General features: G+C 74.0%; 24 protein-coding genes. 12 read left to right on the top strand and 12 right to left on the bottom strand.

What is annotated here, in order from left to right; all coding sequences use genetic code 11:
* Positions 1-316, bottom strand: a 316-nt coding sequence (locus KDL28_RS29100) for a Rieske 2Fe-2S domain-containing protein (RefSeq protein ID WP_252443709.1), incomplete at its 3' end; no start/stop codon positions are given.
* Positions 317-537: 221 nt separating this feature from the next.
* Positions 538-1,557 carry a zinc-dependent alcohol dehydrogenase gene (locus tag KDL28_RS29095; RefSeq protein ID WP_252443707.1) on the bottom strand — a complete coding sequence of 340 codons (1,020 nt, stop codon included), beginning with the start codon at positions 1,555-1,557 and terminating at the stop codon, positions 538-540.
* 140 nt (positions 1,558-1,697) lie between these two features.
* Between KDL28_RS29095 and KDL28_RS29090 the strand changes: the two genes are divergently transcribed.
* The 7 genes from KDL28_RS29090 to KDL28_RS29060 all read left to right on the top strand — a co-directional run bounded on the left by KDL28_RS29090 (position 1,698) and on the right by KDL28_RS29060 (position 9,041).
* On the top strand, positions 1,698-2,765 hold the full coding sequence (locus tag KDL28_RS29090) for a helix-turn-helix domain-containing protein (RefSeq protein WP_252443705.1): 1,068 nt from the start codon (positions 1,698-1,700) through the stop codon (positions 2,763-2,765).
* A gap of 134 nt (positions 2,766-2,899) precedes the next feature.
* Positions 2,900-4,174, top strand: a complete 1,275-nt coding sequence (locus KDL28_RS29085; protein WP_252443703.1) for a dihydrolipoamide acetyltransferase family protein — start codon at positions 2,900-2,902, stop codon at positions 4,172-4,174.
* Positions 4,171-5,055: a sugar phosphate isomerase/epimerase family protein gene (locus KDL28_RS29080; RefSeq protein WP_252443701.1), complete on the top strand. Its 885-nt coding sequence runs from the start codon at positions 4,171-4,173 to the stop codon at positions 5,053-5,055. Before KDL28_RS29085 ends, KDL28_RS29080 begins: the two co-directional genes overlap by 4 nt.
* Entirely contained in the window at positions 5,052-6,119 is a 1,068-nt protein-coding gene (locus KDL28_RS29075) for a thiamine pyrophosphate-dependent dehydrogenase E1 component subunit alpha (RefSeq protein WP_252443699.1), read from the top strand. Before KDL28_RS29080 ends, KDL28_RS29075 begins: the two co-directional genes overlap by 4 nt.
* Positions 6,116-7,099: an alpha-ketoacid dehydrogenase subunit beta gene (locus KDL28_RS29070; RefSeq protein WP_252443697.1), complete on the top strand. Its 984-nt coding sequence runs from the start codon at positions 6,116-6,118 to the stop codon at positions 7,097-7,099. Before KDL28_RS29075 ends, KDL28_RS29070 begins: the two co-directional genes overlap by 4 nt.
* A 2-nt stretch (positions 7,100-7,101) precedes the next feature.
* On the top strand, positions 7,102-8,058 hold the full coding sequence (locus KDL28_RS29065) for a thiamine pyrophosphate-dependent dehydrogenase E1 component subunit alpha (RefSeq protein ID WP_252443695.1): 957 nt from the start codon (positions 7,102-7,104) through the stop codon (positions 8,056-8,058).
* Positions 8,055-9,041 carry an alpha-ketoacid dehydrogenase subunit beta gene (locus KDL28_RS29060; RefSeq protein WP_252443693.1) on the top strand — a complete coding sequence of 329 codons (987 nt, stop codon included), beginning with the start codon at positions 8,055-8,057 and terminating at the stop codon, positions 9,039-9,041. The genes KDL28_RS29065 and KDL28_RS29060 overlap by 4 nt, the downstream gene beginning before the upstream one ends.
* 34 nt (positions 9,042-9,075) lie before the next feature.
* Here the strand turns inward: KDL28_RS29060 and KDL28_RS29055 are convergent, their stop codons facing one another.
* From KDL28_RS29055 to KDL28_RS29030, 6 genes are all read right to left on the bottom strand, one after another.
* Positions 9,076-10,701 (bottom strand): thiamine pyrophosphate-binding protein, encoded by a 1,626-nt coding sequence (locus tag KDL28_RS29055; RefSeq protein WP_252443691.1) that lies wholly within the window; start codon positions 10,699-10,701, stop codon positions 9,076-9,078.
* A gap of 25 nt (positions 10,702-10,726) precedes the next feature.
* Positions 10,727-11,557 carry an ABC transporter ATP-binding protein gene (locus tag KDL28_RS29050; protein ID WP_308216079.1) on the bottom strand — a complete coding sequence of 277 codons (831 nt, stop codon included), beginning with the start codon at positions 11,555-11,557 and terminating at the stop codon, positions 10,727-10,729.
* Positions 11,558-11,561: 4 nt separating this feature from the next.
* Positions 11,562-12,353 (bottom strand): ABC transporter permease, encoded by a 792-nt coding sequence (locus KDL28_RS29045; RefSeq protein ID WP_252443689.1) that lies wholly within the window; start codon positions 12,351-12,353, stop codon positions 11,562-11,564.
* Positions 12,354-12,357: 4 nt separating this feature from the next.
* The gene (locus KDL28_RS29040) at positions 12,358-13,170 is read right to left on the bottom strand and encodes an ABC transporter permease (protein ID WP_252443687.1); all 813 of its coding nucleotides are present in this window, start codon (positions 13,168-13,170) and stop codon (positions 12,358-12,360) included.
* 21 nt (positions 13,171-13,191) lie between these two features.
* A complete protein-coding gene (locus KDL28_RS29035) occupies positions 13,192-14,154 on the bottom strand; it encodes an ABC transporter substrate-binding protein (protein WP_252443685.1) in 963 nt (320 codons plus the stop codon).
* Positions 14,155-14,469: 315 nt separating this feature from the next.
* Entirely contained in the window at positions 14,470-15,279 is an 810-nt protein-coding gene (locus KDL28_RS29030; RefSeq protein ID WP_252443683.1) for an IclR family transcriptional regulator, read from the bottom strand.
* A gap of 96 nt (positions 15,280-15,375) precedes the next feature.
* Here KDL28_RS29030 and KDL28_RS29025 point away from each other — a divergent pair, with 96 nt between their 5' ends.
* Entirely contained in the window at positions 15,376-16,986 is a 1,611-nt protein-coding gene (locus KDL28_RS29025) for an FAD-dependent monooxygenase (RefSeq protein WP_252443681.1), read from the top strand.
* A gap of 81 nt (positions 16,987-17,067) precedes the next feature.
* Here KDL28_RS29025 and KDL28_RS29020 read toward each other — a convergent pair whose 3' ends face one another.
* The gene (locus tag KDL28_RS29020; protein WP_252443679.1) at positions 17,068-17,628 is read right to left on the bottom strand and encodes a dihydrofolate reductase family protein; all 561 of its coding nucleotides are present in this window, start codon (positions 17,626-17,628) and stop codon (positions 17,068-17,070) included.
* A 316-nt stretch (positions 17,629-17,944) separates the two neighbouring features.
* Between KDL28_RS29020 and pdxR the strand changes: the two genes are divergently transcribed.
* The 4 genes from pdxR (at position 17,945) to KDL28_RS29000 (ending at position 22,232) form a co-directional block, all read left to right on the top strand.
* A complete protein-coding gene (gene pdxR / locus KDL28_RS29015) occupies positions 17,945-19,402 on the top strand; it encodes a MocR-like pyridoxine biosynthesis transcription factor PdxR (protein ID WP_252443677.1) in 1,458 nt (485 codons plus the stop codon).
* A gap of 418 nt (positions 19,403-19,820) precedes the next feature.
* A complete protein-coding gene (locus KDL28_RS29010; RefSeq protein ID WP_252443675.1) occupies positions 19,821-20,960 on the top strand; it encodes a Tm-1-like ATP-binding domain-containing protein in 1,140 nt (379 codons plus the stop codon).
* On the top strand, positions 20,957-21,790 hold the full coding sequence (locus KDL28_RS29005; protein ID WP_252443673.1) for a phosphoenolpyruvate hydrolase family protein: 834 nt from the start codon (positions 20,957-20,959) through the stop codon (positions 21,788-21,790). The genes KDL28_RS29010 and KDL28_RS29005 overlap by 4 nt, the downstream gene beginning before the upstream one ends.
* A gap of 1 nt (position 21,791) precedes the next feature.
* Positions 21,792-22,232 carry an SRPBCC family protein gene (locus KDL28_RS29000; RefSeq protein ID WP_252443671.1) on the top strand — a complete coding sequence of 147 codons (441 nt, stop codon included), beginning with the start codon at positions 21,792-21,794 and terminating at the stop codon, positions 22,230-22,232.
* A gap of 254 nt (positions 22,233-22,486) precedes the next feature.
* Here the strand turns inward: KDL28_RS29000 and KDL28_RS28995 are convergent, their stop codons facing one another.
* The 3 genes from KDL28_RS28995 to KDL28_RS28985 are packed head-to-tail and all read right to left on the bottom strand — an operon-like array spanning position 22,487 to position 25,582.
* Positions 22,487-23,356 carry an NAD(P)-dependent oxidoreductase gene (locus KDL28_RS28995; RefSeq protein WP_252443669.1) on the bottom strand — a complete coding sequence of 290 codons (870 nt, stop codon included), beginning with the start codon at positions 23,354-23,356 and terminating at the stop codon, positions 22,487-22,489.
* Between the two features lie 13 nt (positions 23,357-23,369).
* A complete protein-coding gene (locus tag KDL28_RS28990; RefSeq protein ID WP_252443667.1) occupies positions 23,370-24,947 on the bottom strand; it encodes an MFS transporter in 1,578 nt (525 codons plus the stop codon).
* Positions 24,944-25,582, bottom strand: coding sequence for an NADPH-dependent FMN reductase (locus KDL28_RS28985; protein ID WP_252443665.1), 639 nt, complete (start codon positions 25,580-25,582; stop codon positions 24,944-24,946). Before KDL28_RS28985 ends, KDL28_RS28990 begins: the two co-directional genes overlap by 4 nt.
* Positions 25,583-25,622 lie beyond the last annotated feature (40 nt).

The raw sequence follows: 25,622 nt of genomic DNA, 5'->3' as shown, positions 1-25,622 counted from the left end.
CGCCGTCCGCGTCGAACTGCCAACCGTGGTACGGGCAGCGCAGCCCGCACGTGCCGTCGGGGCCGGCCTCGTTGCGCCCGAAGTACAGCGACGCGCCGCGGTGCGGGCAGTTCTCCTGGATCAGCCCGACCCGACCGGTGCCATCGCGGAAGGCGACCAGGTCCTCGCCGAACAGCCGGACCCGCACGGGGTCGCACTCGGGGGTGGGGACCTCGCTGACCAGCAGGGCCGGGGTCCAGTAGCGGCGCAGCAGCTCGCCCATCGGAGTGCCCGGCCCGACGCGGGTGAGCAGTGCGTTGTCGTTCTCGGAGAGCATCGTCGTCCTCCTCGGGCGGCCAGTGGGTCGAGCGTTACTCCCACCGGACGGTAGCTCCGGGTGCGACGATCGACAACAGATCGTTCACAGGTTCATTAGCAAAATTGTTAACGATTCGCGGCGACGGGGTTAGGCTGGCGGCTCCGGTCGGGCACCCAGAGTCGGAGGCTCCATGACCAGCGACACGACCGCCGCCACGCGCTGGCCGACGTCGGCCGCGGCTAGGGGGTCGGGTGCGCGTCGGCGCCGGTGACCAGCACCTTCACCGAGGTGTCCGGGTCGTTCTGGGTGCGGAACGCCTCGGCGATCCCGGTCAGCGGCAGCCGGTGGCTGATCAGCGGCGCGACCTGGGCGCGACCGGTGGCCAGCAGGTCGAGCGCGTCGCGGAAGTCCTGCGGGGTGACGTTGGCGCTGCCGCGCACGGTGACCTCCCGCTGCACCGCCAGCATCGCGTCGAAGGGGACCGTGCGGTGGTAGAGGGCGACCAGCACGACGGTGCCGCCCGGGGCGGTCGCGGCCACGGCGCGCTCGACCAGCGCGGGCGCCCCGCTGGCCTCGACCACCACGTCGACGCCTGCCGGGAGGTCGGCGGCGTCGGCCACCGGGACCAGCCCGAGCCGCTCGGCGACCGCGAGCCGCGCCGGCGAGCGGTCCAGCCCGAACACCGGGTCGGCCCCCGCGGCGCGCAGGGCCTGCCCGGCGTGCAGCCCGATCGGCCCCAGCCCGAGCACCAGCGCGGGTGCCCCGGCGCGCACCGGCGCCCGCCGCACCGCGTGCACGGCCACGGCGAGCGGCTCCACCAGCGCCCCGTGCTCGGTCGGCAGGTCGTCGGGCAGCCGGTGCACGTTGTGCCCGAGGCGGGCGTCGGGGATGCGCAGCCGTTCGGCGAACGCGCCGGGCAGGCCGAACGCGATGCTGCGGGTCGTCCACACCGCGCAGAGGTGGCCCAACCCGGCGCGGCACCGCCGGCAGGCGCCGCAGGGCTGGATGGGCAGCCCGGTCAGCCGGTCGCCGGGACGGATGCCGGTGACCTCGGCGCCGACGTCGAGCACGGTGCCGGCGAACTCGTGGCCCATGACGTGACCGGTCGGGTCGTCCGGGCCGGACGTCCAGGCGTGCAGGTCCGACCCGCACACCCCGCACGCGGCCACCTCGAGCAGCACGTCGCCCGGTCCGGCGCTCGGGTCGGGCACCTCCTCGACGTCGATCCGGCCCGCCCCTCGGAACACCCCGGCCCGCATGCCCACCTCCGCACCCCGCCCGACACCCCGGCGCCGACCCTACGGACGGCGGCAGCCGGGTGCGCGGGATTGCGCGGATCGTCAGGATTGCCGGCACCGGTCGCCCGACCCGGGCCCGGAGCCGGAGAAGGGCGGGATCGATGACGATCGTGCACGACGAGCCGCGGGCGGCGCCGGTGTACGGGGGGGGGGGGCGCCCCGGTGACCCCCGCCGCCGCACGGCGGCGTGGGAAGGGGTGCTGGCCAGCACCCACGTCGGGTTCGATGTCCGGCTGCCCGAACCGGACGCGTTCACCGCGACGGTGTCGCGGCGCCGGTTCGGGGCGCTGAGCCTGGTCGAGTGCGACTGCGGCGCCTTCAGCGGCCGGCGGGGCAAGGCGGTGATGGGCGACGCGGGCGAGGGCAGCATCGGCCTGCAGATCGTGCGCCACGGCGCCGAGCAGGTGCTGCGCGGGCGGGCCGCGGGGCACACGCTGACCACCGGTGCGGTCGGGCTGTGGGACGGGACGCGGCCGGTCGACGTGGACGTTCCGGGCCCCTTCCGCAAGCGGACGGTGATCTTCCCGCGGGACCTGGTGCACGCCGTGAGCCCGCGGCTGGCCGACGTCGAGACGGTGCCGGCGCTGGCCGAGCGGCCCGGGACCGGGCTGCTGGTCCGCTACGTGGACGCGCTGTCCGAGGAGCTGCCCCGGCTGGACGAGCGCAGCGCGGGCGCCGCAGCGGACGTGCTGCTGGAGCTGGTGCGGGCGGTCGTCGAGCCGGACGCGGTGGACGCCAGGGCAGCCCGCCGCGAGGCGCTGCGGGCCCGCGCCCGCCGCTACATCCGGGCCAACCTCGCCGACCCGCGGCTGGGCCCGGCGGCCGTGGCCAGGGCGCTGGCGGTGTCGTTGCGCACGCTGCACGCGGCGTTCGCCGACACCGACGAGTCGGTCGCGGCGCTGGTGCGCCGGTCCCGGTTGGCCCGCTGCATGGAGGACCTGCTGGCGCCCACCGGCGGCACGGTCACCGAGATCGCGTTCCGCTGGGGGTTCACCGACCCCACGCACTTCTCGCACGTGTTCAAGCGCGAGTACGGGCACTCGCCGCGCGAGGCCCGCCGGAGCCGGCGCACCGACGGGATGCGGGCGGCCGGCGGTGCACGGATCGACGGTGCACGGATCGACGGTGCACGGATCGACAAGGAAGTGAGCGCACAGCCGCTGGCGTGACCCGGCCGCCGCGGCCGAGGCTCGGGGGACCCGGCGTCGAGGGCCGGGCCCGACGACCAGTGAGGACCGGTGAGCGCGATGCCGCTGCGCGGATCGCTGCGCCTGCTGTCCCACACCCCGCCCCGGGCGGAGCGGTGAGCGGTCCGGCGGACGCGGTCCGGGGGAGCGGCGGCGTCGAGGTGCGGATGCCGCGGCTGTCGGAGTCGATGGCCGAGGGGACCATCGTGTCCTGGCTGCACGAGCCCGGCGCCGAGGTGCGCCGCGGCACGGAGCTCGCCGAGATCGAGACCGACAAGGCCACCGTGTCGTTCGAGGCCGACGCGGACGGGGTGCTGGAGGTACTGGCCGAGGCCGGCGCCACGCTCGCGGTGGGCACGCCCATCGCCCGGCTGCTGCCGCCCGGCACCGCGCCGTCGGCCGCCGTGGACGATCCGACCCGCTCGGCGGCGGGTGCCACCACCACCGCCCCCGCCGAGCCGGCCGCTCCCCCCGCGACGGTGCCCGCAGGCGGGCGCCGGATACCCGGCCCGGACGGCATGGTCGCGGTGCCCGAGCGACCGCCCGCACGGGCGGCGGTCTCCCCGCTGGCCCGCCGCCGGGCCCGGGAGCTGGGCGTCGACCCGGCCGGGGTGGTCGGCACCGGCCCCACCGGCCGCGTGGTCCGCGCCGACGTCGAGGCCGCGGCGCGCTCCGCAGGCGGACCTTCCGCGGACGGCGGGGTCGTCGAGCGCACCCGGGTCCAGCGCGTCGCCGCCGAGCGGCTGGCCGCTGCGGGCGGTGTCCCCACCTTCGTGCTCACGGCCGACGTCGACATGACCGGCTGCGCCGAGCTGCGGGCGCGGATCGCCGAGGTCCCCGGGGCCGCCGTGCCCACGGTGACCGACCTGGTCGTCACCGCGGCCGGGCGGGCGCTGCGCGAGCACCCCGCGGTGAACGCCGAGTGGCGCGACGGGGAGGTGGTCGCCCACGAGCGGGTGCACGTCGGGATGGCGGTGGACACCCCCGACGGGCTGCTCGTCCCGACCGTCACCGACGCCGGCACCCGCAGCCTGTCCGCGGTCGCCGCGGCCACCCGCGACCTCGCCGCGCGGGCCCGGGCCGGCCGGTGCACGCCCGCCGAGCTGGGCGGAGCGACCTTCACCGTGTCGAACCTGGGTGCGTTCGGCGTCCGCGCGTTCACCGCGGTGGTCAACCCGCCGCAGGCCGCGATCCTGGCCGTGGGCGCCGCCCGCGACACCGCCGTCGTGCGCGAGGGCGCCGTGGTCGTGCGTTCGGTGATGACGGTGACGCTGACCTGCGACCACCGCGTCCTCGACGGGGCCACCGCCGCCCGGTTCCTCGCCCGGCTCACCGCCCTGCTCGATCTACCCCTCGCCCTGGTGCTCGACCCGCAGGAGGAGGTCCCATGACCGTCGACGTGCTCGGCTCGTACTGGACCACGGCCGGGCCGGTGGAGATCGGCACCGGCCGGGAGTGGAGCCTGTTCGGCTGGCCCGAGCGCTGCGCCGAGGCCGCCAGGGTCGGGATGCGCGGGCTCGGCCTGTGGCACGCCGACCTGGAGCACCTGCTGCAGACCCACAGCCCGGCCGAGCTGCGCTCGGTCTTCGTCGACCACGGGCTGGAGGTGCTGGAGCTGGAGTTCCTCAACGACTGGTTCGTCCCGCCCGGCGACCCCCGCCGCACCGCCTCCGACCAGCAGCGCGACCTGCTGTTCACCGCCGCGGCCGAGCTCGGGGCGCACCACATCAAGCTGGGCAACCTCAAGCGCACCGAGGCCGGGCTCGACCAGCTCACCACGGCCTTCGCCGAGCTGTGCGCGGACGCGGCCGGGCGCCACGGCGCGCCGCTGACCTACGAGCTGATGCCCTTCGACGTCAACGCCGGCTCGATCGAGGCGGTGGTGCGGATCGTGGGTGGCGCCGGCGCCGCCAACGGCGGGATCGCCCTGGACACCTGGCACCTGGGCAAGATGCGGATCGCGCCCGACGAGCTGGCCGCCATCCCGGCCGACCTGCTCGGCTACGTCGAGCTCAGCGACGGGATGCGCGCCGACATGCCCGACCACAGCGTGGAGACCACCCGGTTCCGCCGGCTGCCCGGCGAGGGCGAGTTCGACATCCCCGGCTACGTCCGGGCGCTGACCGGGCTGGGCTACCGCGGCCCGTGGGGCGTCGAGGTGCTCTCCGACGACCTGCGCGCCCTGCCGATGCCGGAGATGTTCCGGCGCACCGTCGAGACCACCCGCGCCCAGCTCGACCTGGCCGGCGCGGGCCAGGGAGGAACCCCGTGACCGATCCCGCCACCGATACCGCGTTCGACGGCCGGGGCCTGGGCACCGAGCGGCTGGTCGAGCTCTACCGGCAGATGGTGCGCATCCGCGAGTTCGAGGAGCGGGTCAAGCGGACCTTCGCCGAGCACCCGGGGGTGATCCGCGGGCACACCCACCTGGCCGACGGGGCCGAGGCCTCGATCGTCGGGTCGGTGGCCGCGCTGCGCCCCGGCGACCAGCTGACCGCCACCTACCGCTGCCACGGCTACCCGATCGCGCTGGGCAGCGACACCGCCGCGATGATGGCCGAGATCTACGGGCGCGCGACCGGCACCTGCGGGGGATACGGCGGCTCGATGCACCTGTGCGACCCCGAGCGCGGGTTCCTGGGCACCTCCGGCATCGTCGGCCAGGGCATCCCGCACGCCACCGGCGCGGCGTGGGCCGCGCAGATCCGCGGCGACCGGGACGTCGTCCTCGGCTTCTTCGGCGACGGCGCCAGCAAGCAGGGCGCGTTCCACGAGTCGCTCAACATCGCCGCGCTGTGGAAGCTGCCGGTGGTCTACGTCCTGGAGAACAACAGCTTCAGCGCGGGGGTGCGCACCGAGCAGGAGGACGCGAACGCCGCGGCAGGCGAGCCGCTGGCCACCAAGGCCAGGGCGTACTCGATGCCCGGCGTCACCGTCGACGGCGGCGACCCGCTGGCCGTGTACGACGCGCTGTCGGCGGCCGTCGCGCGGGCCCGGGCGGGGGAGGGACCGACGCTGGTGGAGTCGCGGGTCTACCGCCTCTCCGCGCACGGCAACTCGATCGCCCCACCGGGGGTGCCGCTGCACTACCCGGAGCACGAGGCGATCTCCCGGTTCGGGGCGGTCGAGGAGTACGAGGCGGCCAAGCGCGGCGACCCGGTGCCGCGCTTCCGGGCCGCGCTGGTCGCCGGGGGCGTGCTCAGCGACGCCCTGGCCCGCTCGATCCTCGCGGACGCCGCCGAGGAGATGCAGCACGCGGTCGACACCGCCCTGGCCGCCCCGTTCCCGGAGCCGGCGGCCGCACTGGAGCACGTGTACGCGGAGGCCCCGGCATGAGCACCCACGAGACCACCTACATCGGCGCCGTGATGGAGGCGATCGACCTGGAGATGGCCCGCGACGAGCGGGTGCTGCTGCTCGGGCAGAGCGTCGGCGGCCGGCCCGACGACCCGTTCGTGCAGCGCTACGGCGAGAACCGGGTGCGGGTCACCCCGATCTCGGAGACCGCCGAGATCGGGATGGCCGTCGGCGCCGCGCTGGCCGGGATGCGCCCGGTCGTGGACGCCACGATGGCGGAGTTCCTGCTGGTCGCCATGGACCAGGTGGTCAACGAGGGCAACCGGTTCCACCACATGAGCGGCGGGCGGGTGCGGGTGCCGATGGTGCTCAAGGCCGGCTACGGGTTCACCGCGGGCTGGGCCGGGCAGCACACCGGCTCGATCTACGGGATGTTCATGGGCGTGCCCGGGCTGAAGGTCGCCCTGCCGTCCACCCCGGCCGACGCCAAGGGGCTGATGGCCAGCGCGATCCGCGACGACAACCCGGTGCTGTTCCTGCACCACTACCTGCTGACCCTGGACCGCGGTGAGGTGCCCGACGGCGAGCACCTGGTGCCCTTCGGGCAGGCCGTGATCCGCCGGCCGGGCGCCGACGTCACGCTGGTGGCCACCGGCTGGACCGTGCCGATGGCCCTGGCGGCGGCCGCGACGCTGGCCGCCGACGGCATCGAGGCCGAGGTGATCGACCCGCGCACGATCGCCCCGCTGGACACCGCCACCGTGCTGGCCTCGGTGCGGCGCACCGGGCGGCTGGTGCTGGTCGACCAGGCCACCCGGCACGCCTCGGTCTCCGCGGTGCTCGCCGCCGAGGTGGCCGAGGCCGGGTTCGACGCGCTGCGCGCTCCGATCGTGCAGGTCACCGGGCTGGACGCGGGGATCGCCTACAGCCGGCCGATGGAGGAGCACGTGCTGCCCGACGAGGCGAAGGTCGTCGCCGCGGTGCGCCGAGTCGTCGAATACTCCGGGACCCGGGTCTGAGCGTGGACGCCGAGCAGACCCGCGCGGTGCTGGCCACGATGTGGCGCATCCGGGCGTTCGAGGAGCGCGTCGGGCAGCTCAAGCGGGCCGACGAGGTGCACGGGCTGATCCACCTCTCGATCGGCCAGGAGGGCGTCGCCGCCGCAGTCTGCGGGCAGTTGCGCACCGACGACGCCGTCTACAGCGGGCACCGGGCCCACGGCCACGCGCTGGCCAAGGGCGCGCCGATGACGCGCGCGCTGGCCGAGCTGATGGGCCGCCGCGACGGGCTGTGCCGGGGGATGGGCGGGTCGATGCACCTGGTCGACGTCGAGCACGGGTTCCTGGGCGCCACCGGGGTGGTGGGCGGCAACATCCCGCTGGCCCTGGGCACCGCGCTGGCGCTGCACGCCGCCGGCCGCGACGCGGTGGCGGTGGTGTTCTTCGGCGACGGCGCGGTGCAGGCCGGCCTGTTCGCCGAGTCGGTCAACCTGGCCGCGCTGTGGCGGCTGCCGGTGCTGCTCGTCTGCGAGAACAACGGCTTCGCCGAGTTCAGCCCGCGCTCGGCGCACACCCCGGTGGAGCGGGTCCGCGACGTGGTCGCCCCCTACGGCCTGGTCGGGGGAACCGTGGACGGCAACGACGTCGACGCCGTGTGGGCCGCCGTGGCCGGGCTGCTCCCGGCGGTGCGGGCGGGGGAGGGGCCGGCGCTGCTGGAGTGCCTGACCCACCGGCTGCGCGGGCACTACGAGGGCGACCCCGACCGCTACCGGGAGGCCGTGTCGTCGGCCGAGTGGCGCGAGCGCGACCCCATCGCGCGCCTGCAGCGGGCGGCGACCGGTGACGGTCGCCTCGACCCGGACGAGCTGCCCGGGTTCGAGCGAACCGCCCGCGACCAGGTGGAGCGGGCCGTGCTGGCGGCCCGGGAGAGCCCGTTCCCCGACGCCGCCCTGGCCGCGTCGCTGGCCTACCGGCGATGACCGGCCCGACGACGTCCACGACCTACGCCCGGGCCATCGGCTCGGCGCTGGCCACCGCCATGCGCGCGGACCCGTCGGTGGTGGTGCTGGGCGAGGACGTCTCGGTGGGCGGACCGTTCACCGTCACCACCGGTCTGGCCGAGGAGTTCGGCGTCGGTCGGGTGCTGGACACCCCGATCAGTGAAGCCGCGATCTGCGGTGTCGCGATCGGCGCCGCCCAGTCCGGGCTGCGCCCGGTGCTGGAGATCATGTACGTGGACTTCCTGACCCTGGCCCTGGACCAGCTGGTCAACCAGGCCGCGAAGGCCCGGTTCATGTCCGGCGGCCAGCTCGGCGTGCCGATGGTGCTACGCACCCAGGGCGGGGCCGGGCAGCGGGGCGCGGCGCAGCACTCGCAGAGCCTGGAGAGCTGGCTGTGCCACGTGCCCGGGCTGAAGGTGGTGATGCCGAGCCGGGCCGTGGACGCGGCCGGCCTGCTGGCCTCGGCGATCGCCGACCCGGACCCGGTGGTCGTGGTGGAGAACAAGATCCTCTACCCGCGCAGGGAGCAGGTGCCCGAGGTCGTCGAGCCGGTGCCGATCGGCGTGGCGGCGACCCTGCGGCCGGGCCGGGACGTGACGGTGCTGGCGATGTCGCGGATGGTGTCGGAGTCGCTGGCCGCGGCCGACCGGCTGGCCGCGGAGGGCATCGAGGTGGAGGTCGTCGACCCGCGCACGCTGGTCCCGCTGGACCTGCCCGCGGTGCTCGACTCGGTGCGCCGCACCCACCACCTGGTAGTCGCGCACGAGGCCGTCGTCCACGGCGGGTTCGGCGCGGAGATCGCCGCCACGGTGCACAAAGCGGCGTTCGACGACCTCGACGCCCCGGTCGAACGGATCGGGGCGCCGTTCCAGCCGATCCCGCTCAGCCCCGGCCTGGAGGACGCCTACCTGCCCGACGCCGCCTCGGTCGTGGCGGCCGTGCGGCGCGTGCTGGGGCGCTGATACGCACGCCGGCCCGCCGCTGATGGCTGTCCTACTAGGGACCGAACGTCGTCGGGTCGGTCATCACCTCGACGAGGGTGGGGTGGTCGACCGTGCGAGCGGCGTCGAGGCACTCCCGGAGATCGGCGAGGCTGTCGACCCGCCGACCGGGGACGCCGAACGCGGTGCTGACGTCGGCGATCCGGGGGCCTGCGATGTCCACGCCGGGGTAGCGCTGCCGCGCGACCGCCTCGCCACCGTAGCGTCGCAGCGCCGCGCCGACGGCGGCGTAGCTCTGGTTGTTCATGACCACGTAGGTGACGGGCAGGCCGCCGCGGGCCGCCGACCACAGGGCCGGCAGGCCGAACTGGAACACGCCGTCGCCGAGCACCGCCGCGACGTGCCGGTGCGGCATGCCCATCGCGACGCCGAGCGCGGCGCCCATCCCCCAACCGAGCGAGCCCGACGTCGAGACGAAGTAGTCGTCGCCGGTGTGCTGGTGCGCCCGTTGCTGCAGGATCCCGCCCGCGGTCGTGGCGTCGCCGACGATGGCCGAGCCGCGCAGCGAGTCGGTGATGACGTCGACGACGTCGGCGGGCTGGAGCGGGCCGCCCGACGCCGACGGGGCGCGGGGCGCGGCCGGCGCGGCCGGTGGGACCTCGCGCGGCGGGACCGGGGGCAGTGCTTTGGACAGTGCGGTGGACAGCGCCTCCAGCACCAGTCGCTGATCGCCGATCAGGGCCGCGTCGACGCCGTAGATCATGCCGACGTGCCTGGGGTCGGTGTGGCTGTGCACGACCGGCACCCCGGTCGGCAGCGGGGGGACGCGGGCGGGTTCGAACTCGTTGAACACGCGGGCGCCCAGGAAGGCGAGGAGGTCGGCCCGGCGCACCAGTGGGTGCCCCACCTCGTACTGGCCGCGGAAGTGGGGGTGGTCGGTGGGGAAGCCGGGGCGCTCGAACCCGCGCCGGTCCTCGTGCAGGACCGGCGCCCCGAGCCGTTCGGAGAGGCTCACCAGCTCGTCGACAGCACCGACGCGGGCGAGCTCGCCGCCGGCGACGAGGACGGGCCGCTCGGCGGCGGCGAGCAGGTCGGCCGCGGCCCGGACGGCGTCGGGAGCCGGCCGCACCCGCGAGTCGAACCGGTAGGCCGCCGCGTCGGGTACGCCGACATCGGCGGTGCTCTCCATCAGGTCCTGGCTCAGCGCCACCCAGACCGGACCCGCCGGCTCCGTCACGGCCGTGCGGAAGGCGCGGTTGACGTCCTCGGGGATCGCCTGGGCGGTGAGCGACTGCCAGTCGGACTTCACGTACTGGTGCACGAGGTCGCGCATGCGGCGGGCGGTGGTGAAGCCCTCCCTGGCCTGGATCGACGACGGTTTGATCCCGTTGAGCACGACGACGGGGGAGTAGGCCAGCTGGGCGGCGCCCAGATTGCTGAGTCCATTGGTCAGTCCGACGTTCGCGTGCAGGTAGGCCACGGTGGGACGGCGGGTGACCCGGGCCAGGCCGTCGGCCATCGACACCGCGACGCCCTCGTGGGTGGTGAGCACCAGCTCGACGTCCTCGCGCAGGACCAGTGCGTCCAGCACGGCGGCCTCGGTGCTGCCCGGGCAGGTGAACAGCCGGTCCACACCCCAGTCGTTGATCACGTCGAGCAGGGCCTCGGCGGGTCGGGGCATGGTCGGGGTCTCCTCGCGCGGACGGTCAGGACGAGGTGGTGACGAGCTCCATCAGGTGGCGGCGCAGGCGGCCGAACGCCTCGCTCGACCGCGTGCCGAGCTGGGTGCGCGGCCGCTCCAGCGGCACGTCGACGATCTCCTGGACGCGGCTAGGGGCCCCGGTGAGGACGACGATCCGGTCGGCGAGGTACACCGCCTCGTCGATGTCGTGGGTGACGAGCACGACGGTGATGTCGAGCTCGCGGCGCACCTCGAGGATCAGGTCCTCCAGGTCGAAGCGCGTCTGGGCGTCGACCGAGGCGAACGGCTCGTCCATGAGCAGCATGTCCGGCTGCTGGGCGAGCGCCCGGGCGATCGCCACGCGCTGCTGCATGCCGCCGGAGAGCTGCCACGGGTAGCTGCGGCCGACGTCGCCGAGCCGGACGGCGTGCAGCACCTCCTGGATCCGCGCCTCCCGCTGCTGCTTCCCGACGCCCGCGACCCGCAGCGGCACCGCGACGTTGCGGTTGACGGTGAGCCACGGGAACAGGGAGCGGCTGTAGTCCTGGAAGACGACGCTCAGCCGGTCGGGGACCGCCCGCAGCGGCGTGCCCTCGAACCGGACCTCGCCCGACGTCGGCACGAGCAGCCCGCTGAGGCAGCGCAGCAGCGTCGTCTTGCCCGCGCCGCTGGGCCCGACCACGCAGACGAACTCGCCCTTGGCCACGTCGAAGGACACCTCGGCGATGGCGAGGTTCTCCCTCGACGTCCCGGCGTCGTAGGCCTTCGCGAGGGTGCGGACCGACAGCACCGGGTCGCCGGCCCGCTCCGACGCCGCGACCGACGGGTCGGGGCGGGCCACCTCTGGTCGCGGCAACGGCTCAACCCTTCCGCTCGACGGCGCGAGCGCCGATGTACCAGGCCAGCACGACGCGCTCGACGGCGATGAAGACGACCGTCAGGACGCTCCCGACCAGGGCGAGGACGATGATCCCCGTCCACATCTCGGTGATGGCGAAGCGCTGCTGCGCCTCCAGGATGAAGAAGCCGATGCCCGACTGCGACGCGATCAGCTCGCTGACCACCATCATGATCACCGCGACCTGCAGGCTGTGCCGCAGCCCGGCCATGATCTGGGGCATCGCCGCGGGCACCACGACGGTCCGGACCGTCCGGAGCGCGGACATGTGCAGGACCTTCGCCGTGTCGAGCTTGAGCGGGTCGACGCCGCGCATCCCGTCCAGGGTGTTGAGCATCGTCGGCCACACCGCGGCCAGCACGATGATGGTGATCTTCATCGCCGATCCGATGCCCATGATCGCCACGATCGCGGGCAGCAGCGCCGCCGTCGGGATCACGTAGACGAAGTACAGCACGGGGGACACCGCGTCCCCGATGCGGCGGAACTTCCACAGCAGCGCGCCGACGCCGACGCCGACGAGCCCGGCGACGGTGTAGCCGACGGCGAAGTGGCCCAGGCTCGACCACAGCTCGCGCCGGGCGTCACCCACGATCCACAGGGCGTGCAGGCGTTCCAGGATGCGCTGCAGCGGTGGGAAGAACGTCGACGTGCTGTCCGCGGAGAGCACCCACCAGAGCACCAGGATCGCGGCGGAGAACCACAGCCGCCAGACGTTCGACCAGACCCACCGCAGCGCGACCGCACCGGTCATCGCCTCACGCCCCCGTCGGCGCGAGGTTGCGCTGGCTCTCGTGCCAATGCAGGACACGGCGCTCGAGCCGGGCGAACGCGCTGGTCACGACCACCCCGGCCACCCCGGTGACGAGGATGAGCGCGTACGTCGCCGGCAGCCGCTGCGGACCGGCGTTCACCGACGTGAGGATGCTCAGGCCCAGGCCCTTCGCGCCGCCGATGAGCTCGGCGATGATCGTCAGGATCAACCCGACGGCCGCGGCGACCCGCAGGCCGGTCGCGATGAACGGCGCGGCACTGGGCAGGGTCACGCCGACGAACCGGCGCACCCCCCGCAGCCGCAGGACGACGGCCGTGTCCCGCACGACCGGGTCCACGGCGCGGACCCCGTAGATGACCTGGATGGTCAGCGGCCAGAACACCCCGAACGCGACGAGGAAGACCTTCATCTGCAGCGTGGCGCCCCAGACGACGATGGCCAGCGGCAGGATCGCGATGACCGGGACCGTCTTCAGGAACTCGACGACGGGGATGACGCTGAGGTAGGCGAAGCGGTTCAGGCCGAGCAGGGTGCCCACCAGGACCGCCAGCGAGCCGCCGATCGCCAGGCCGGTCGCCCAGCCCCGGACGGTGTTCCAGAGCGCGGTCCAGAGGTCGGCGGACAGCAGTTGGCGCGCCAGCTCCGCCATCGTGTCCGTCATGCTCGGGAACGAGCTCGCGTCCAGCGATCCGGACGCGCTGAGGTACTCCCATCCGGCGAGCACGGCGGCGACGACCAGCAGCCGCGCCGCGATCGGCGACCAGCGCCTCTCGACTCCGTCGCTGCTGGGGCCCACGTCATCGCTCCCGGTCCGGGCCTATCCCTGCGGCTGCCAGACGACGTCGGCCGGGTCGACGCTGCTGTCGATCGCACCCTGCGCGCGCATCAGGTCCTGGATGGTCGTGATCGAGTCCAGGTTGATCTCGGGGACGTAGTTGCTCGGGATGATCTGCGCCTGTGCCTGCTCCGGGGTGAGCTGGAGGTGCTCGACCAGGGTCGCCTTCGCCTCGTCCTCGTGCTGTCCGGCGTAGGTGATCGCCTCCGTCATGGTCTCCTGGAAGGCGCGGGCGAGCTCCGGGTTGTCGGCGAGGAAGCGGTCCGTCGCGGCGTAGCAGTAGATCGTCCCGGTCGGGAACAACTGCGAGCTCGGGTTGGCCAGGGTCACCGCACCGGCGTCGAGCGCGGTCTCCACGTACGGCGAGGTGATCACCGCGGCGTCGACCCGCCCGTCGGCGAGGGCCTGCGGCATCTGCGGGAAGGGCATCGCGACGTACTCGGTGCCGGTGGCGCCGGCGTCCTCGATGAGCTTCTTGGCGCCGATCAGGTTGATGCTGGCCAGTTGCACGACGGCCACCGTGCGGCCGGACAGGTCGTCGAGGGAGTCGATGCCGCTGCCGGCCGCGGCGACCAGCGCGCTGGAGTCGCGGTCCGGGCTGACCTGACCGTCGACGGGGCTCACGCACTTGATCGGGGTGCCTTCGCGGTTGGCGTTGATGAGCACCGGTGTGGTGACGAAGCCGAACTCGGCCTGCTCGGCGACCAGCGAGGCCACGACGGGGATGGGCGAGGCCGCGGGCTCCACGGTCACGCTCAGCCCGCGCTCGGCGAACATCCCGCGCTCCATGGCCAGGAAGAGCACCGCGTTCGGGCTGAACGGGACGATGCCCACCGTCACCTCGGTCAGCTCGGTCCCGTCGGGGGCGGTGGCCGCCTCACCGCCGCAGGCTGCCGCGGCGACCGCCACAGCGGCCAATACGCACGGCATCAGGCGGTTGCGCATGTCGGCCTCCCGAGGTCGTCCACCGCGGATGGGGTGTCGGGTGCCAGGTGCCGTGTCGACGCCGACCCCGCAACCTCCCGCTCCCGTCGTGGCGAAGCGAGATGCGGGTCACACTAGGGTCGCGGCAGGAGAGATGTCCACGCATGCGGACTCATGTGAGGACTAGTTCCGCTCTGTCGAACGATCGCCCGCACGCCGGGCATGCACGGGCTGCGGTCGACATCGCAGGATGGAGCGGGTGTCGCAGCCATGGCTGGGTTCTCGCAGCGCGCGGGCGGGCTGCGAGAACACCGCTGGGTTTGCGAGGTGACCGAGCTACTCGGGCGCGCGCAGCCGCTCCAGCACCATCTCGGCGCCGCGCTGCACGGCCGGGGCGAACGCGCGGATCCCGTCCAGGCTGGTCACCCGGCTGCTCGGGGCGGCCACGCCCAGCCCGGCAAGGGGCTGGCCGACGGTGTCGCGCAGCGCCGCCGCGACCGCGCACACCCCGTCGGTGCTCTCCTCCCAGTTCAGCGCGTAGCCCTGGGCCCGGACGACCGCGATCTCGGCCCGGAGCGCGGCGACCTCGGTGAGGGCGGCGGAGGTGGTGGCGGGCGGCAACTCGTCACCGGGGTAGCGCCGGTCCAGTTCGGCGTCGGGCAGCCCGGCCAGGATGGCCTTGCCGACCGCGGACGCGTGCGCGGGCCGGACCACCCCGATGCGGTTGCCGACCCGGACCGAGCGCGGGCTCTCGACGCAGTCCAGGAAGCGCACCATCGTCCCCTCCAGCACGGCGAGGCTCGCGGTCTCCTGGGTCATCTGCTGGATCTGCTCGAGCACGGGGCGGGCGACGCGGCGGATGTCGATGCGGCTCACCGCGGCCAGGCCGATCTCGTACAGCGCCGGACCCGGCCGGTACGCCCCGTTGGGGCGGTCCTGCATCACGAAGCCCCGCCTGCGCAGTGCCGTCAGGAGGCGATGCGCGGTCGAGCGGGCGACCCCGAGCAGGTCGGCCGCCTCGGCCACGCGCAACGCCTGGTGCTCCCCGACGAGTTGCAGCAGCCACAGCGCGTTGTCCACAGACGTCGACGTCGCGCCGTCGAGGGCCGGAGCGGCAGGCGTCCTGCGGCGACGCGGATTCGACATGGGGGAATTCTAGGTGAGTTCCTTCGTGGGATGCGGAATCGTAGCTAGCCTGCTGCATGGCGCGGCCCCGCGGGTCGGTCGCGATCAGGGGGATCCATGACGGACGGGCACCGGGTGGTGATCGTGGGGGCCGGCCCGGTCGGTGCCGGGCTCGCGCTCGAGTTGGGGTTGCGCGGTGTGCGGTGCGCGCTGGTGGAGCGGCGGACCGGGCTCGGCACCATCCCCAAGGGGCAGAACCTGACCCAGCGCAGTTTCGAGCACTTCCGGTCGTGGGGTGTGGCCGAGCGGGTGCGGGCCGCGGCGGTGATGCCGCCGGGGTGTCCCACCGGGATGGTGACGGTGTACGGGGACCTGCTGGCCGAGCACTGGCTGGCTCCGCCCGGCCGCGAGGCGATGAGCGCCTACTACGCGCAGGCGAACGGGCGGCTGCCGCAGTACCGCACCGAGCGGGTGCTGCGCGAGCGGATCGCGGAGGTCGATCCGATCGACGCCCTCCTCGGTTGGCGCGCCGTCGAGACCGGCCAGGACGCCGACGGCGTCCGGGTGCTCGTCGAGAAGGAGGGGGAGCGGAAGGTCCTGCGGGGCGACTTCCTCGTCGGCTGCGACGGCGGCCGCTCGCTGGTGCGCGAGCACGGCGGCATCGCGCGGCACGGCACCGACTTCGACGCGCTGATGGCGCTGGTGGTGTTCCGGTCGCCGGAGCTGGACCGGGTCCTGCGACGGTTCCCCGAGCAGGCGACCTACCGGGTCATGCATCCGGACCTGCGGGGCTTCTGGCGGTTCTTCGGCCGCGTCGATCCGGCGAGCGGGTTCTTCTTCCACGCCCCGGTGCCCCGCTCCGCCGCGGCCGACCTGGACGTCCGGCGGGTCCTGCACGAGGCCGCCGGCTTCGAGTTCGCCTGCGACATCGAGCACACGGGCCTGTGGGACCTGCGGGTCCGGATCGCCGACAGCTACCGGTCGGGGCGGGTGTTCCTGGCCGGCGACGCCGCGCACACCCACCCGCCCTACGGCGGGTTCGGGCTCAACACCGGGCTGGAGGACGCGGTCAACCTCGGGTGGAAGCTGTCGGCGGTGCTCGACGGCTGGGCGGGCGACGCCCTGCTCGACTCCTACACCGCAGAGCGCCGGGCCGTCGTCGACGACATGGCCGAGAACGTCATCGCCGCGACGATCCGGCAGGAGGCGGCGTTCCTCGAGGCGCACGACCCCGGGCGGGACGGGGACGGCTTCGGGGCGGGTCTGCGGACGCTGCTCGGCGAGACCGCGGCCCGGCTGCGTGAGGTCGAGCCGCACTACGAGGGCTCCCCGGTGGTGTTCGGCCCGGCCGGCGGCGCGAGCGGGGCCAGGGGTGCGCACTCGTTCGCCGCGCGGGCGGGACACCACCTCGCGCCCGGGCCGCTGCCGGACGGCCGCGACGTCTTCGACGAGCTGGGCAGGGGCTTCACCCTGCTGGCCCTGGACGCCGACCCGACCGGCTTCGCCGCGGCGGCCGAGGCCCTGCGGCTCCCGCTGACCGTCGTCAGGGGCACCGGCGATGGGCCACTCGGGCGGTACGGGGCGCGGCTGGTCCTGGTCCGGCCGGATCAGTACGTGGCGTGGGCGGGCGACGAGGCGCCGGCGGACCCGCCCGGGATCCTGCGCCGGGTGGCGGGCAGGGATGGCAACGGCTCACTGCCCACCCTTGCCGAGGGCGGAAACCGATGACCACGGCAACCCCGGGCAACGGGGTCGTGGTCGCGGGACGGACAGTCTCGACGGGCGCGCAGCGGCGTCCCGGTCGGGGGCTCACGGCCGCCGGGGTCGGTAGCGCACGTTGACCTCGGCAGTCGGGTCCGGGACGCACATCCGGTCGAGCCTGATCGGTGCGGCGCCGGGATTGTCGTAGAGGCGGATCCCGTCGCCGAGCAGGATCGGCGCGATGTGCAGGTCGATCTCGTCGATGAGACCGAGCTCGAGGAGCTGGCGGCCGATGTCCGCCGAGAACACCTCCACGTTCTTGCCGGCGGCGGCCTCCAGGGCGATCGCCACCGCCTCCTCGACGGGGCAGCTGAGGATGGTGATGTCGCCGACCGGCCGCGCGTCCTCCGGGTGGTGGGTGAGCACGAAGAGCGCGCCCCTCCACTGATCGCCGTAGGGCCTGGCGTCGCCGATCGCGCTGTCGAAGGCGTCGCGCCCGGCGAGGACGGCCCCGGTGGTCGCGACGTACTCGTCGGTCAGGCTGGGCCGGTTGGAGAAGCCGTTCATCCAGTCCATGGCGTGCCCCGGACCGGCGACGTAGCCGTCCAACGACATGGCGAAGTGCCACAGGACCTTGCCGTCGGCGCTCTGCGGGTCGGTGTCGTACACGAGGATCTCCTGTTGGTGGGTGCGGGAATCCGGAAACCGACGAGGCCGACCACCACCGGCAGCACGGCCGCGCCGACGGCGGACGCAGGACGACGACGGCCATGCGGCCCTGGGGGAGTGCCCGGAGGAGGACGATGCCGGCGGCCGCGCTGCCGAGTCCCGCAGCAGGCGCGGTCCCGATGCTCATGTCCGGTTCTCCTGATCGGTGGCCGTGCTGGACGCCTCCAGCCTCGCGCTGAATCGGTCCATTGCGAAGGTCCACTCCGAGCTCGACGAAATGGTCCATTTCGGCACTCTGCGCGCTAGGGTCGGCCCCATGCCCGTCGACTTCTCCGGGGTCGTGCCGGAACTCATGCTGGCGGTGGACCGGGCCGCAGGCACTCCGCTGGGGCAGCAGGTGCAGGAGGCCCTGCGCACGGCGATCCGCACGGGACGGCTGCGCTCCGGCGAGCGCCTGCCGTCGACCCGGCAGCTCGCCGACCAGCTGGGCGTGTCCCGGGGCCTGGTGGTCTCGACGTACGAGCAGCTGCTGGCCGAGGGCTACCTCGTCTCCGCCGTCGGCTCCGGCACACGGGTCGCGGACCGGGTCACCGGAGACGCCCACCCGCGCGCGGCGGGCGCCGGGGCACCGCCGGCCGACCCCGGTCCGAGGCCGCTCATCGACTTCGGTTACGGCGTTCCCGACCTGCGCGCGTTCCCCGCCCGCGACTGGCTGTGGGCGCTGAGCGATGCCATGAGCGCGCTGCCCACGGCCGCCCTCGGTGACGGCGCGACCGAGGGCGACGACCACCTGCGCGACGTGCTGGCGGGGTACCACCGCCGGGTGCGCGCCGGGTGCGCCGACCCCGCGGACACGGTCGTCGTGGGCGGCTTCCGGCAGGGCCTGACGTTCGTCCTCGGTGCCCTCGTCGCGCACGGCATCGACCGGATCGGCCTGGAGGACCCGGGCCCCAGGTACCACGACCGCATCGCGCGACGTGCCGGCCTGCGGGTCTCGGCCGTGCCCGTGGACTCCCAGGGGGTCCGGGTCGACGACCTGCACGCCAGCGGCGCACGCGCCGTGCTCCTCACCCCGGCGCACCACTGCCCGACCGGGGCGGTGCTGAGTCCGTCCCGTCGCCACCAGTTGGTGGAGTGGGCGCACCGGGTCGACGGAGTGATCCTCGAGGACGACTACGACGCGGAGTTCCGCTACGACCGACAGCCGGTCGGCTCGCTCCAGGGCCTGGCGCCCAGCCACGTGGTCGCGCTGGGGTCGGTCAGCAAGACCCTGGCACCCGCCCTGCGCATCGGATGGGTCCTCACGCCCCCGCGCTTCCGCGACGCCGTGCTGGCCGAGAAGGCCCTCTCCTGCCGCGGGGTCCCCCAGCTCGACCAGGCAGCGCTGGCGCGGCTCATCGAGACCGGCCGCTTCGACCGGCACCTCCGCAAGGTCCGCGACAGCTACCGCAGACGTCGCGACGCCCTCGTCACGGCCGTGGCCGAGCACATGGCCGGCGCTTCGATCACCGGGCTCGACGCGGGTCACCACGCGCTCCTCCGACTGCCGGCCGACGTCGACGAGTCGCGCGTGGTGGCGCGCGCGGCGGCAGCGGGGGTGGCCGTGCGCGGCGTCGGCGACTACCGGGTCACCCCCGACGACGACGGCCCCCGCCGTCCTCTCCCGCCCGCGCTGGTGCTCGGCTTCGGCAACGTCACCGTGAGCGAGATCCGCCGCGGCGTCAGCGTCCTGGGGCGGCTGTCCGACCCGGTTCCGGCGCCGGTGCCGGTGTAGCCCGCTCCACCGGGGTGCTGCGACGGGCCGGCACCCCACAGCGGGACCGGGGAACCAGGGCCCGTCCGCGCGCGGCAGGGTCTCCCAGCGCGGGGTCGCGCCGTCGCCGGGCAGCCAGCTCTTGCGGTTCAGGTGGGCGAGCTCGGCCCGTCCACCGTGCACCGTGCCCTCCGCGTGGGCGGTCCGCTGGCCCCCGGACCGGCCGCCGCTGACACCGAGGTCGTCCCAGGTGCCCTCGCCGCCGCGGCTCGATGGGTCGTGGTGCCGGTCGTGGCGGTGGCGCGGGTCCGGAAGACGCTGCCGTCTGTGGACGACGGCGTGACGCCACGGCGACTGACGGCGAAGTGGCCCATGGCTTACATGCTCCTTCGAGAACAGTCGGCTGCGCGAGGCGTGATCATGAGGTAGGACTCGTGTCATGGGTCCTGCGTTCGTGATCGGTACGCACGACACCAAGGGCGCGGAGCTGCGCCACGTCGCGGACCTGCTCCGCGCCGCGGGTGTGGCCGTGACCTCGGTGGACGTGTCCACCTCCGGCGCGCCGTCGACCGCGGACGTCACGCCGTCCGACCTCACGGGCCCGCTGTCGCGCGACCGCGGCGAGGCCGTCGCGGCCATGGCCCGGGCCCTGGCGGCCTGGCTTCCCGGACAGGTGGTCGGCGGCGTGATCGGGCTGGGCGGGTCCGGCGGGACCGCGCTGATCACCCCGGCGATGCGGGCGCTGCCGGTGGGCGTGCCGAAGGTGATGGTCTCGACTGTCGCGTCGGGGGACACCGCGCCCTACGTCGGCGCCGCGGACATCGCGATGCTCTACTCGGTCACCGACGTCGCCGGGATCAACCGGATCTCCCGGCTGGTGCTCGGCAACGCCGCGCACATGCTCGCCGGCGCGCTGCTGCGCGAGGTGCCGGCGGGGGAGGACAAGCCCGCGGTCGGACTGACCATGTTCGGTGTGACGACGCCGCTGGTCACGGCGGTCGTCGAGCGGTTGGGCTCGGAGGTGGACCCGCTGGTCTTCCACGCCACCGGTACCGGCGGCCGGGCCATGGAGAAGCTCGTCGACGACGGCTTGATCTCGTCGGTGCTCGACCTGACCACCACCGAGATCGCGGACCTGCTGGTCGGGGGCGTGATGGCGGCGGGACCCGACCGGCTGGACGCGATCGCCCGCACCGGGGTGCCCTACGTCGGGTCCGTCGGCGCCGTCGACATGGTGAACTTCGGCGCCCGGGTTCCCGAGCGGTTCGCCGGTCGGCTGCTCTACCGGCACAACCCGCAGGTCACGCTCATGCGCACGACACCGGCGGAGAACACCGCGATCGGGGAGTTCCTGGCCCGCAAGATCGCCGCGTTCACCGGGCCCGCGGTCTTCCTGGTCCCGACCGGCGGCGTCTCCGTGCTCGACGTCCCGGGCGCGCCGTTCCACGATCCCGAGGCCGACGCCGCGCTGCTCGCGGCCCTGGACGGGGTCGCGGCCGTGCGCACCGTGCCGGCCGCGATCAACGACCCCGAGTTCGCCGACGCCGTGGTCACGGCGTGGCGGGAGGTGACCGCATGAGGTTCGCCCGGTCGCAGCTGCTGGAGCGCTTCCACGCGATGGCCGCCCGCGGCGAGCCGATCGTCGGCGGCGGCGCCGGCACCGGTCTGTCGGCCAAGTGCGAGGAGGCCGGCGGGATCGACCTCATCGTCATCTACAACTCCGGTCGCTACCGGATGGCCGGACGCGGGTCGCTGGCCGGGCTGCTGGCCTACGGCAACGCCAACGACATCGTGGTGGAGATGGCCGCGGAGGTGCTCCCGGTCGTCGCGCGCACGCCGGTGCTGGCTGGCGTCAACGGCACCGACCCGTTCCTGCTCACCGACCGGTTCCTGGACGAGCTCGCCGACCTGGGGTTCTCCGGCATCCAGAACTTCCCGACCGTCGGGCTGATCGACGGCGTGTTCCGGGCCAACCTCGAGGAGACCGGGATGGGCTTCGGGCTGGAGGTCGACCTCGTCGCGGCCGCCCGCGCCAAGGACCTGCTGACCACCCCGTACATCTTCTCCGCCGCCGATGCCCGGGCGATGACCCGGGCGGGCGCGGACATCGTGGTCTGCCACATGGGGCTGACCACCGGCGGCTCGATCGGCGCGGAGACGGCCAGGACGCTGGACTCCTGCGTGGAGCTGATCGACGACTGGGCGGCCGCGGCCCGCGCCGAGCGCGACGACGTACTGGTGCTGTGCCACGGCGGCCCGATCTCCTCACCCGACGACGCCGCATACGTGCTCTCGCGCACCGCGCACTGCAACGGCTTCTACGGCGCCTCCTCGATGGAGCGCCTGCCCACCGAGACCGCCCTCGTCGCGCAGACCAGGGCCTTCAAGAACGCTCTCACGAAGGAGTGACATGCCGCGCCCGTACGCCAGTGGAGTCGTCGCCGCGCCAGCCGACAAGGTCTGGGCCCTGCTCCGGGACTTCAACGGCCTGCCGAACTTCCTGCCCGCGATCGGGCACAGCGAGCTCGTCGAGGGGGTCGACGGGCAGGTCGGCGCCGTCCGCAGGCTCACCCTCGCGGCCGGCGGCGACCCGTTCGACGAGCGGCTGGTCCACCTCGACGACACCGATCGCACCCTGACCTACTGCTTCACCGGCGCGAACCCGTTCGACGTCCGCCGCTACGTCTCGACCGTCCGGGTCGCACCGGTCACCGACACCGGCGAGTCCTTCGTGGAGTGGTGGTCGGAGTACGACGCCGACGCGGGCCAGGAAGAGGCCCTCAACCGCATGTTCGCCGATGACGTCTACGCGGGCGGGATCGCCGGCCTGCGTGCTGCGCTCAGCTCGTAGTTCGTGGCTCGCCAGTGCCCGCGACCTCGACGCGCCCTTCATCCACGTGTGGCGCTTCGCCGGGGGCGAGATCGCAGGGTTCCGGACCAGCTTCGACACCCAGCGGTGGCTCGAGGTGATCGGCAGCGCGCCGAGCTGACCCGGCCCGCGATCGCGTGTCCTGGGTTCAACCTGGCCGACCGCCTCGTCGGCGTCGAGTGATCAGGTACGTCCCGCGTCCGGTGTGACCGGCCGGCTCGTGGCGATGGCCACGATCATCTCGCCAACAACTCGAACAAGCTCGAGAAGCCCTGATCGCCGTGCCCGTCGGCGATCCGACGATCCATCAGCTCCTTGACCTCCCGCATCCGCACGGACTCCACGCCGAGGGATTCCCGGTGGCTGATCATGTCGTCCATGAGTGCGGCCTGGACGTCGAGCGAACCGAGGTCGGGTCCGTACTCGCCGCTCTTGACCGCCTTGCCGAACGAGGTCAACAACGGCGGGTAGCCGGCCAGCGAGCCGGCGACGCGCTCCGCGAACTCGGCGACGTCGACGCCTTCCGCCTGAACGAGTCGGAGCGTGTGCAGGAAGCCGATGAGGAACTCGTAACCCACCGCGACCTGGGCCATGAACTCGACGGCGGCCGATCCTGGGTCTTCGCCGTGGTAGGCCACGGTGCCCAGTTGCCGCAGCGTCGATCCGTGAGCCTCGAACGCGCTGCGGGAACCGCTGAACGCGAACATGACGTTCGGGGTACCCACGTACGGTGGATCGCCCATGATCTTGCCGTCGAGGTAGTCGGCCCCGCGGTCGCGGGCCCAGCGTTCGTTCGCCCGCGCCCGCGCGGGGGAGCCGCTCGTGAGGTTCACCAGCACCTTGCCGGCAACCGCACCCTCGACCGCAGCCAGTACTTCGTCGACCGCTGTGCCGTCGAGCAGGCAGACCACGACGAGCGGGCTCGCCGCCGCGGCCTCCGCAGCGGTCGCGGCCGCCGCCGCGCCGGCGTCGACCAGCGGCGCGCTCCTGCTCGCGGTCCGGTTCCAGACCGTCGTGCGATGTCCGCGGTCGACGAACGTCTTCGCGATCGCCGACCCCATGGCGCCGAGGCCGAGCACGGTGACTGGCGTTGTCGTCGTCGTCATGTCGTTCCTTCCATCAGTGAGAACTCGGGGCCCGGTCGCCCTGCGCGTCGTCGGTGTCCGCGCCGACCGGACGGACGTGGCGGAGCACGGTCACCGCGACGACGGCGAGGGTGAGCGCGAGGGCGGCGGTGAGGGCGGCGGCGGCGTTCAGCCCGCTGGTGAACGCCGCGCGGGCAGGTTCGAGCAGCGCGGTGCCGAGCTGACCGGGCAACCGCTCAGCCGCTGCGACCGCAGCGGGGAGACCGTCCGCAGTGGCAGCGGCGGCCTCGGGCGGGAGGCCGGCGGGCACGGAGTCGGCGACGTGGTTGCGGTAGACCGCGGTCCCCACGCTCCCGAGTACGGCGATGCCGACCGACACCCCGAGCTCACCGCTGGTCTCCGACATCGCGGCCGCCTGCCCCGCCTTCTCCTGCGGGGCAGAGGCGACGATCAGGTCCATGCTCAGGGCCATCATCGGGGCGCTCCCGATGAAGGCGACGACGGTGCCCGCCATCAGCACCGCGAGCCCGGTGGTGGCGTCGACCTGGGTGAGGACGAGGTAGCCGATCGCCGAGGTCGTCAGTCCGGCCCCGACGACGTAGGCCGGCGGCACCCGGCGCGCGATCACCGGGGCGAGGAGGGCGCCGACGATCTCGCCCACCGCGGCGGGGATCATCCACGTGCCGGCCTGCAGCGGCGACAACCCGGCGACCAGCTGCAGGTACTGGGTGACGAACAGGTAGGTGCCGGCGAGCGTCGCCATCCCGACCGTCAGCACGCCGAGCGCGGCGCGGAAGGTGCGATCGGCGAACAGGCCGACGTCCAGCAGCGGGTCGGGCAGAGCACGCTGCCGGCGCACGAACACCGTGCCGAACACCGCGCCGGCCACGATCGAGAGCACCGGCAGCCACGCCGGTCCGCCGGCGGCCAGTTCCTTGAGCCCGAAGACGACCGGCAGGATCGCCGCCAGCGACAGCGCGACGCTCGTCAGATCCACCCGCGCGGCGCCCGGTGCCCGGTACTCGGGGAGCAGCAGCGGCGCGGTGACCAGGAGCAGCACCACCACCGGGACGCCGAGCAGGAACACCGAGCCCCACCAGAAGTTCTCCAGCAGCGCCCCGCCGACCACCGGGCCGATGAGCGTGCCGCCGGAGAAGCTGGCCATCCAGACCGCGATGGCCATGCCCCGTTGCCTGCGGTCCCGGAACATGGTGCTGATCAGCGCGAGCGTGGACGGCATCATGGTCGCGCCGGCGAGCCCCAGCAGCGCACGGGTCGCGATCAGCATCTCCGCGCTGGTCGAGTACGCGGCGACCACCGAGGCGGCGGTGAACGCGGCCGCGCCGGCCATCAGGAGCCGGCGCCGGCCGATCCGGTCCCCGAGGGTGCCCATCGTGACCAGGAACCCGGCGATCATGAACCCGTAGCTGTCCATGATCCACAGCAGTTGGGTGCTGCTTGGCCGCAGGTCCGCGCTGAGATGGGGCAACGCCAGGAAGAGGACGCTCGCGTCGAGGGCGAGGAGCAGGGTGGTGAGGGTGAGCACGGCCAGTCCGAGCCACTCGCGCGTGCCGGCGCGCGGCGGCTGCGGAGGTGCAACGTGGGAGGTCATCGGTGCGGTCCTCGGGGAAGGGGATGGTTGTCGGGTGGCACGTCGCAGCGGGTGTCCGGCGGCGGGCCGGCTCGGTTGTCGCGCAGCAGTGCGGCCCACCAGGTCAGCTGGCCGAGCAGCGCCGTGGCGGCCGCGTTCGTCGTGCCGCGGTCGAGGGGGCGACCCGCGGAGTCGAACCGGTCGCGGTGGTCGCGGAGGCTGACGGTCTCGCGGATCGGCACCGCGCCGACCGCCGTGAAGACCAGGCGCAGCTGCTCGACCGCTCGCAGGCCCCCGGCCGGGCCGCCGTAGCACACGAAGGCGACCGGCTTGGCCCGCCACTCCTCCCGGAACCAGTCGATCGCGTTCTTGAGCGCCCCCGGGAAACCGTGGTTGTACTCCGGGGTGACGACCACGAACGCGTCGGCCGCAGCCAGCCACGGGGCGAGGTCCCGGACCGGCTGTGGGGTGGGCAGGCGGGCGCGCACGTCGGGCAGCACCTCGGGCAGCCACGCCTCGGCGAGGTCGACCACGTCCACCTCGACGTCGTCGCGCTCGCTCGCGTGCGCGGCGAACCAGCCGGCCGCGGTCGGGCCGAACCTGCCCCGACGGATGCTGCCGATGATGACCACCACCCGCAGCCGTTCCACGCTCATGACCCCTCACCTCCGTCCGCTGCACCACTGTCGCGAGCGG

It is taken from the genome of Pseudonocardia humida, assembly GCF_023898865.1.
Classification (GTDB): Bacteria; Actinomycetota; Actinomycetes; order Mycobacteriales; family Pseudonocardiaceae; genus Pseudonocardia; species Pseudonocardia humida.
Note: the sequence above shows the minus strand (reverse complement) of the source record. Positions and strands in the feature narration are given on the sequence as shown.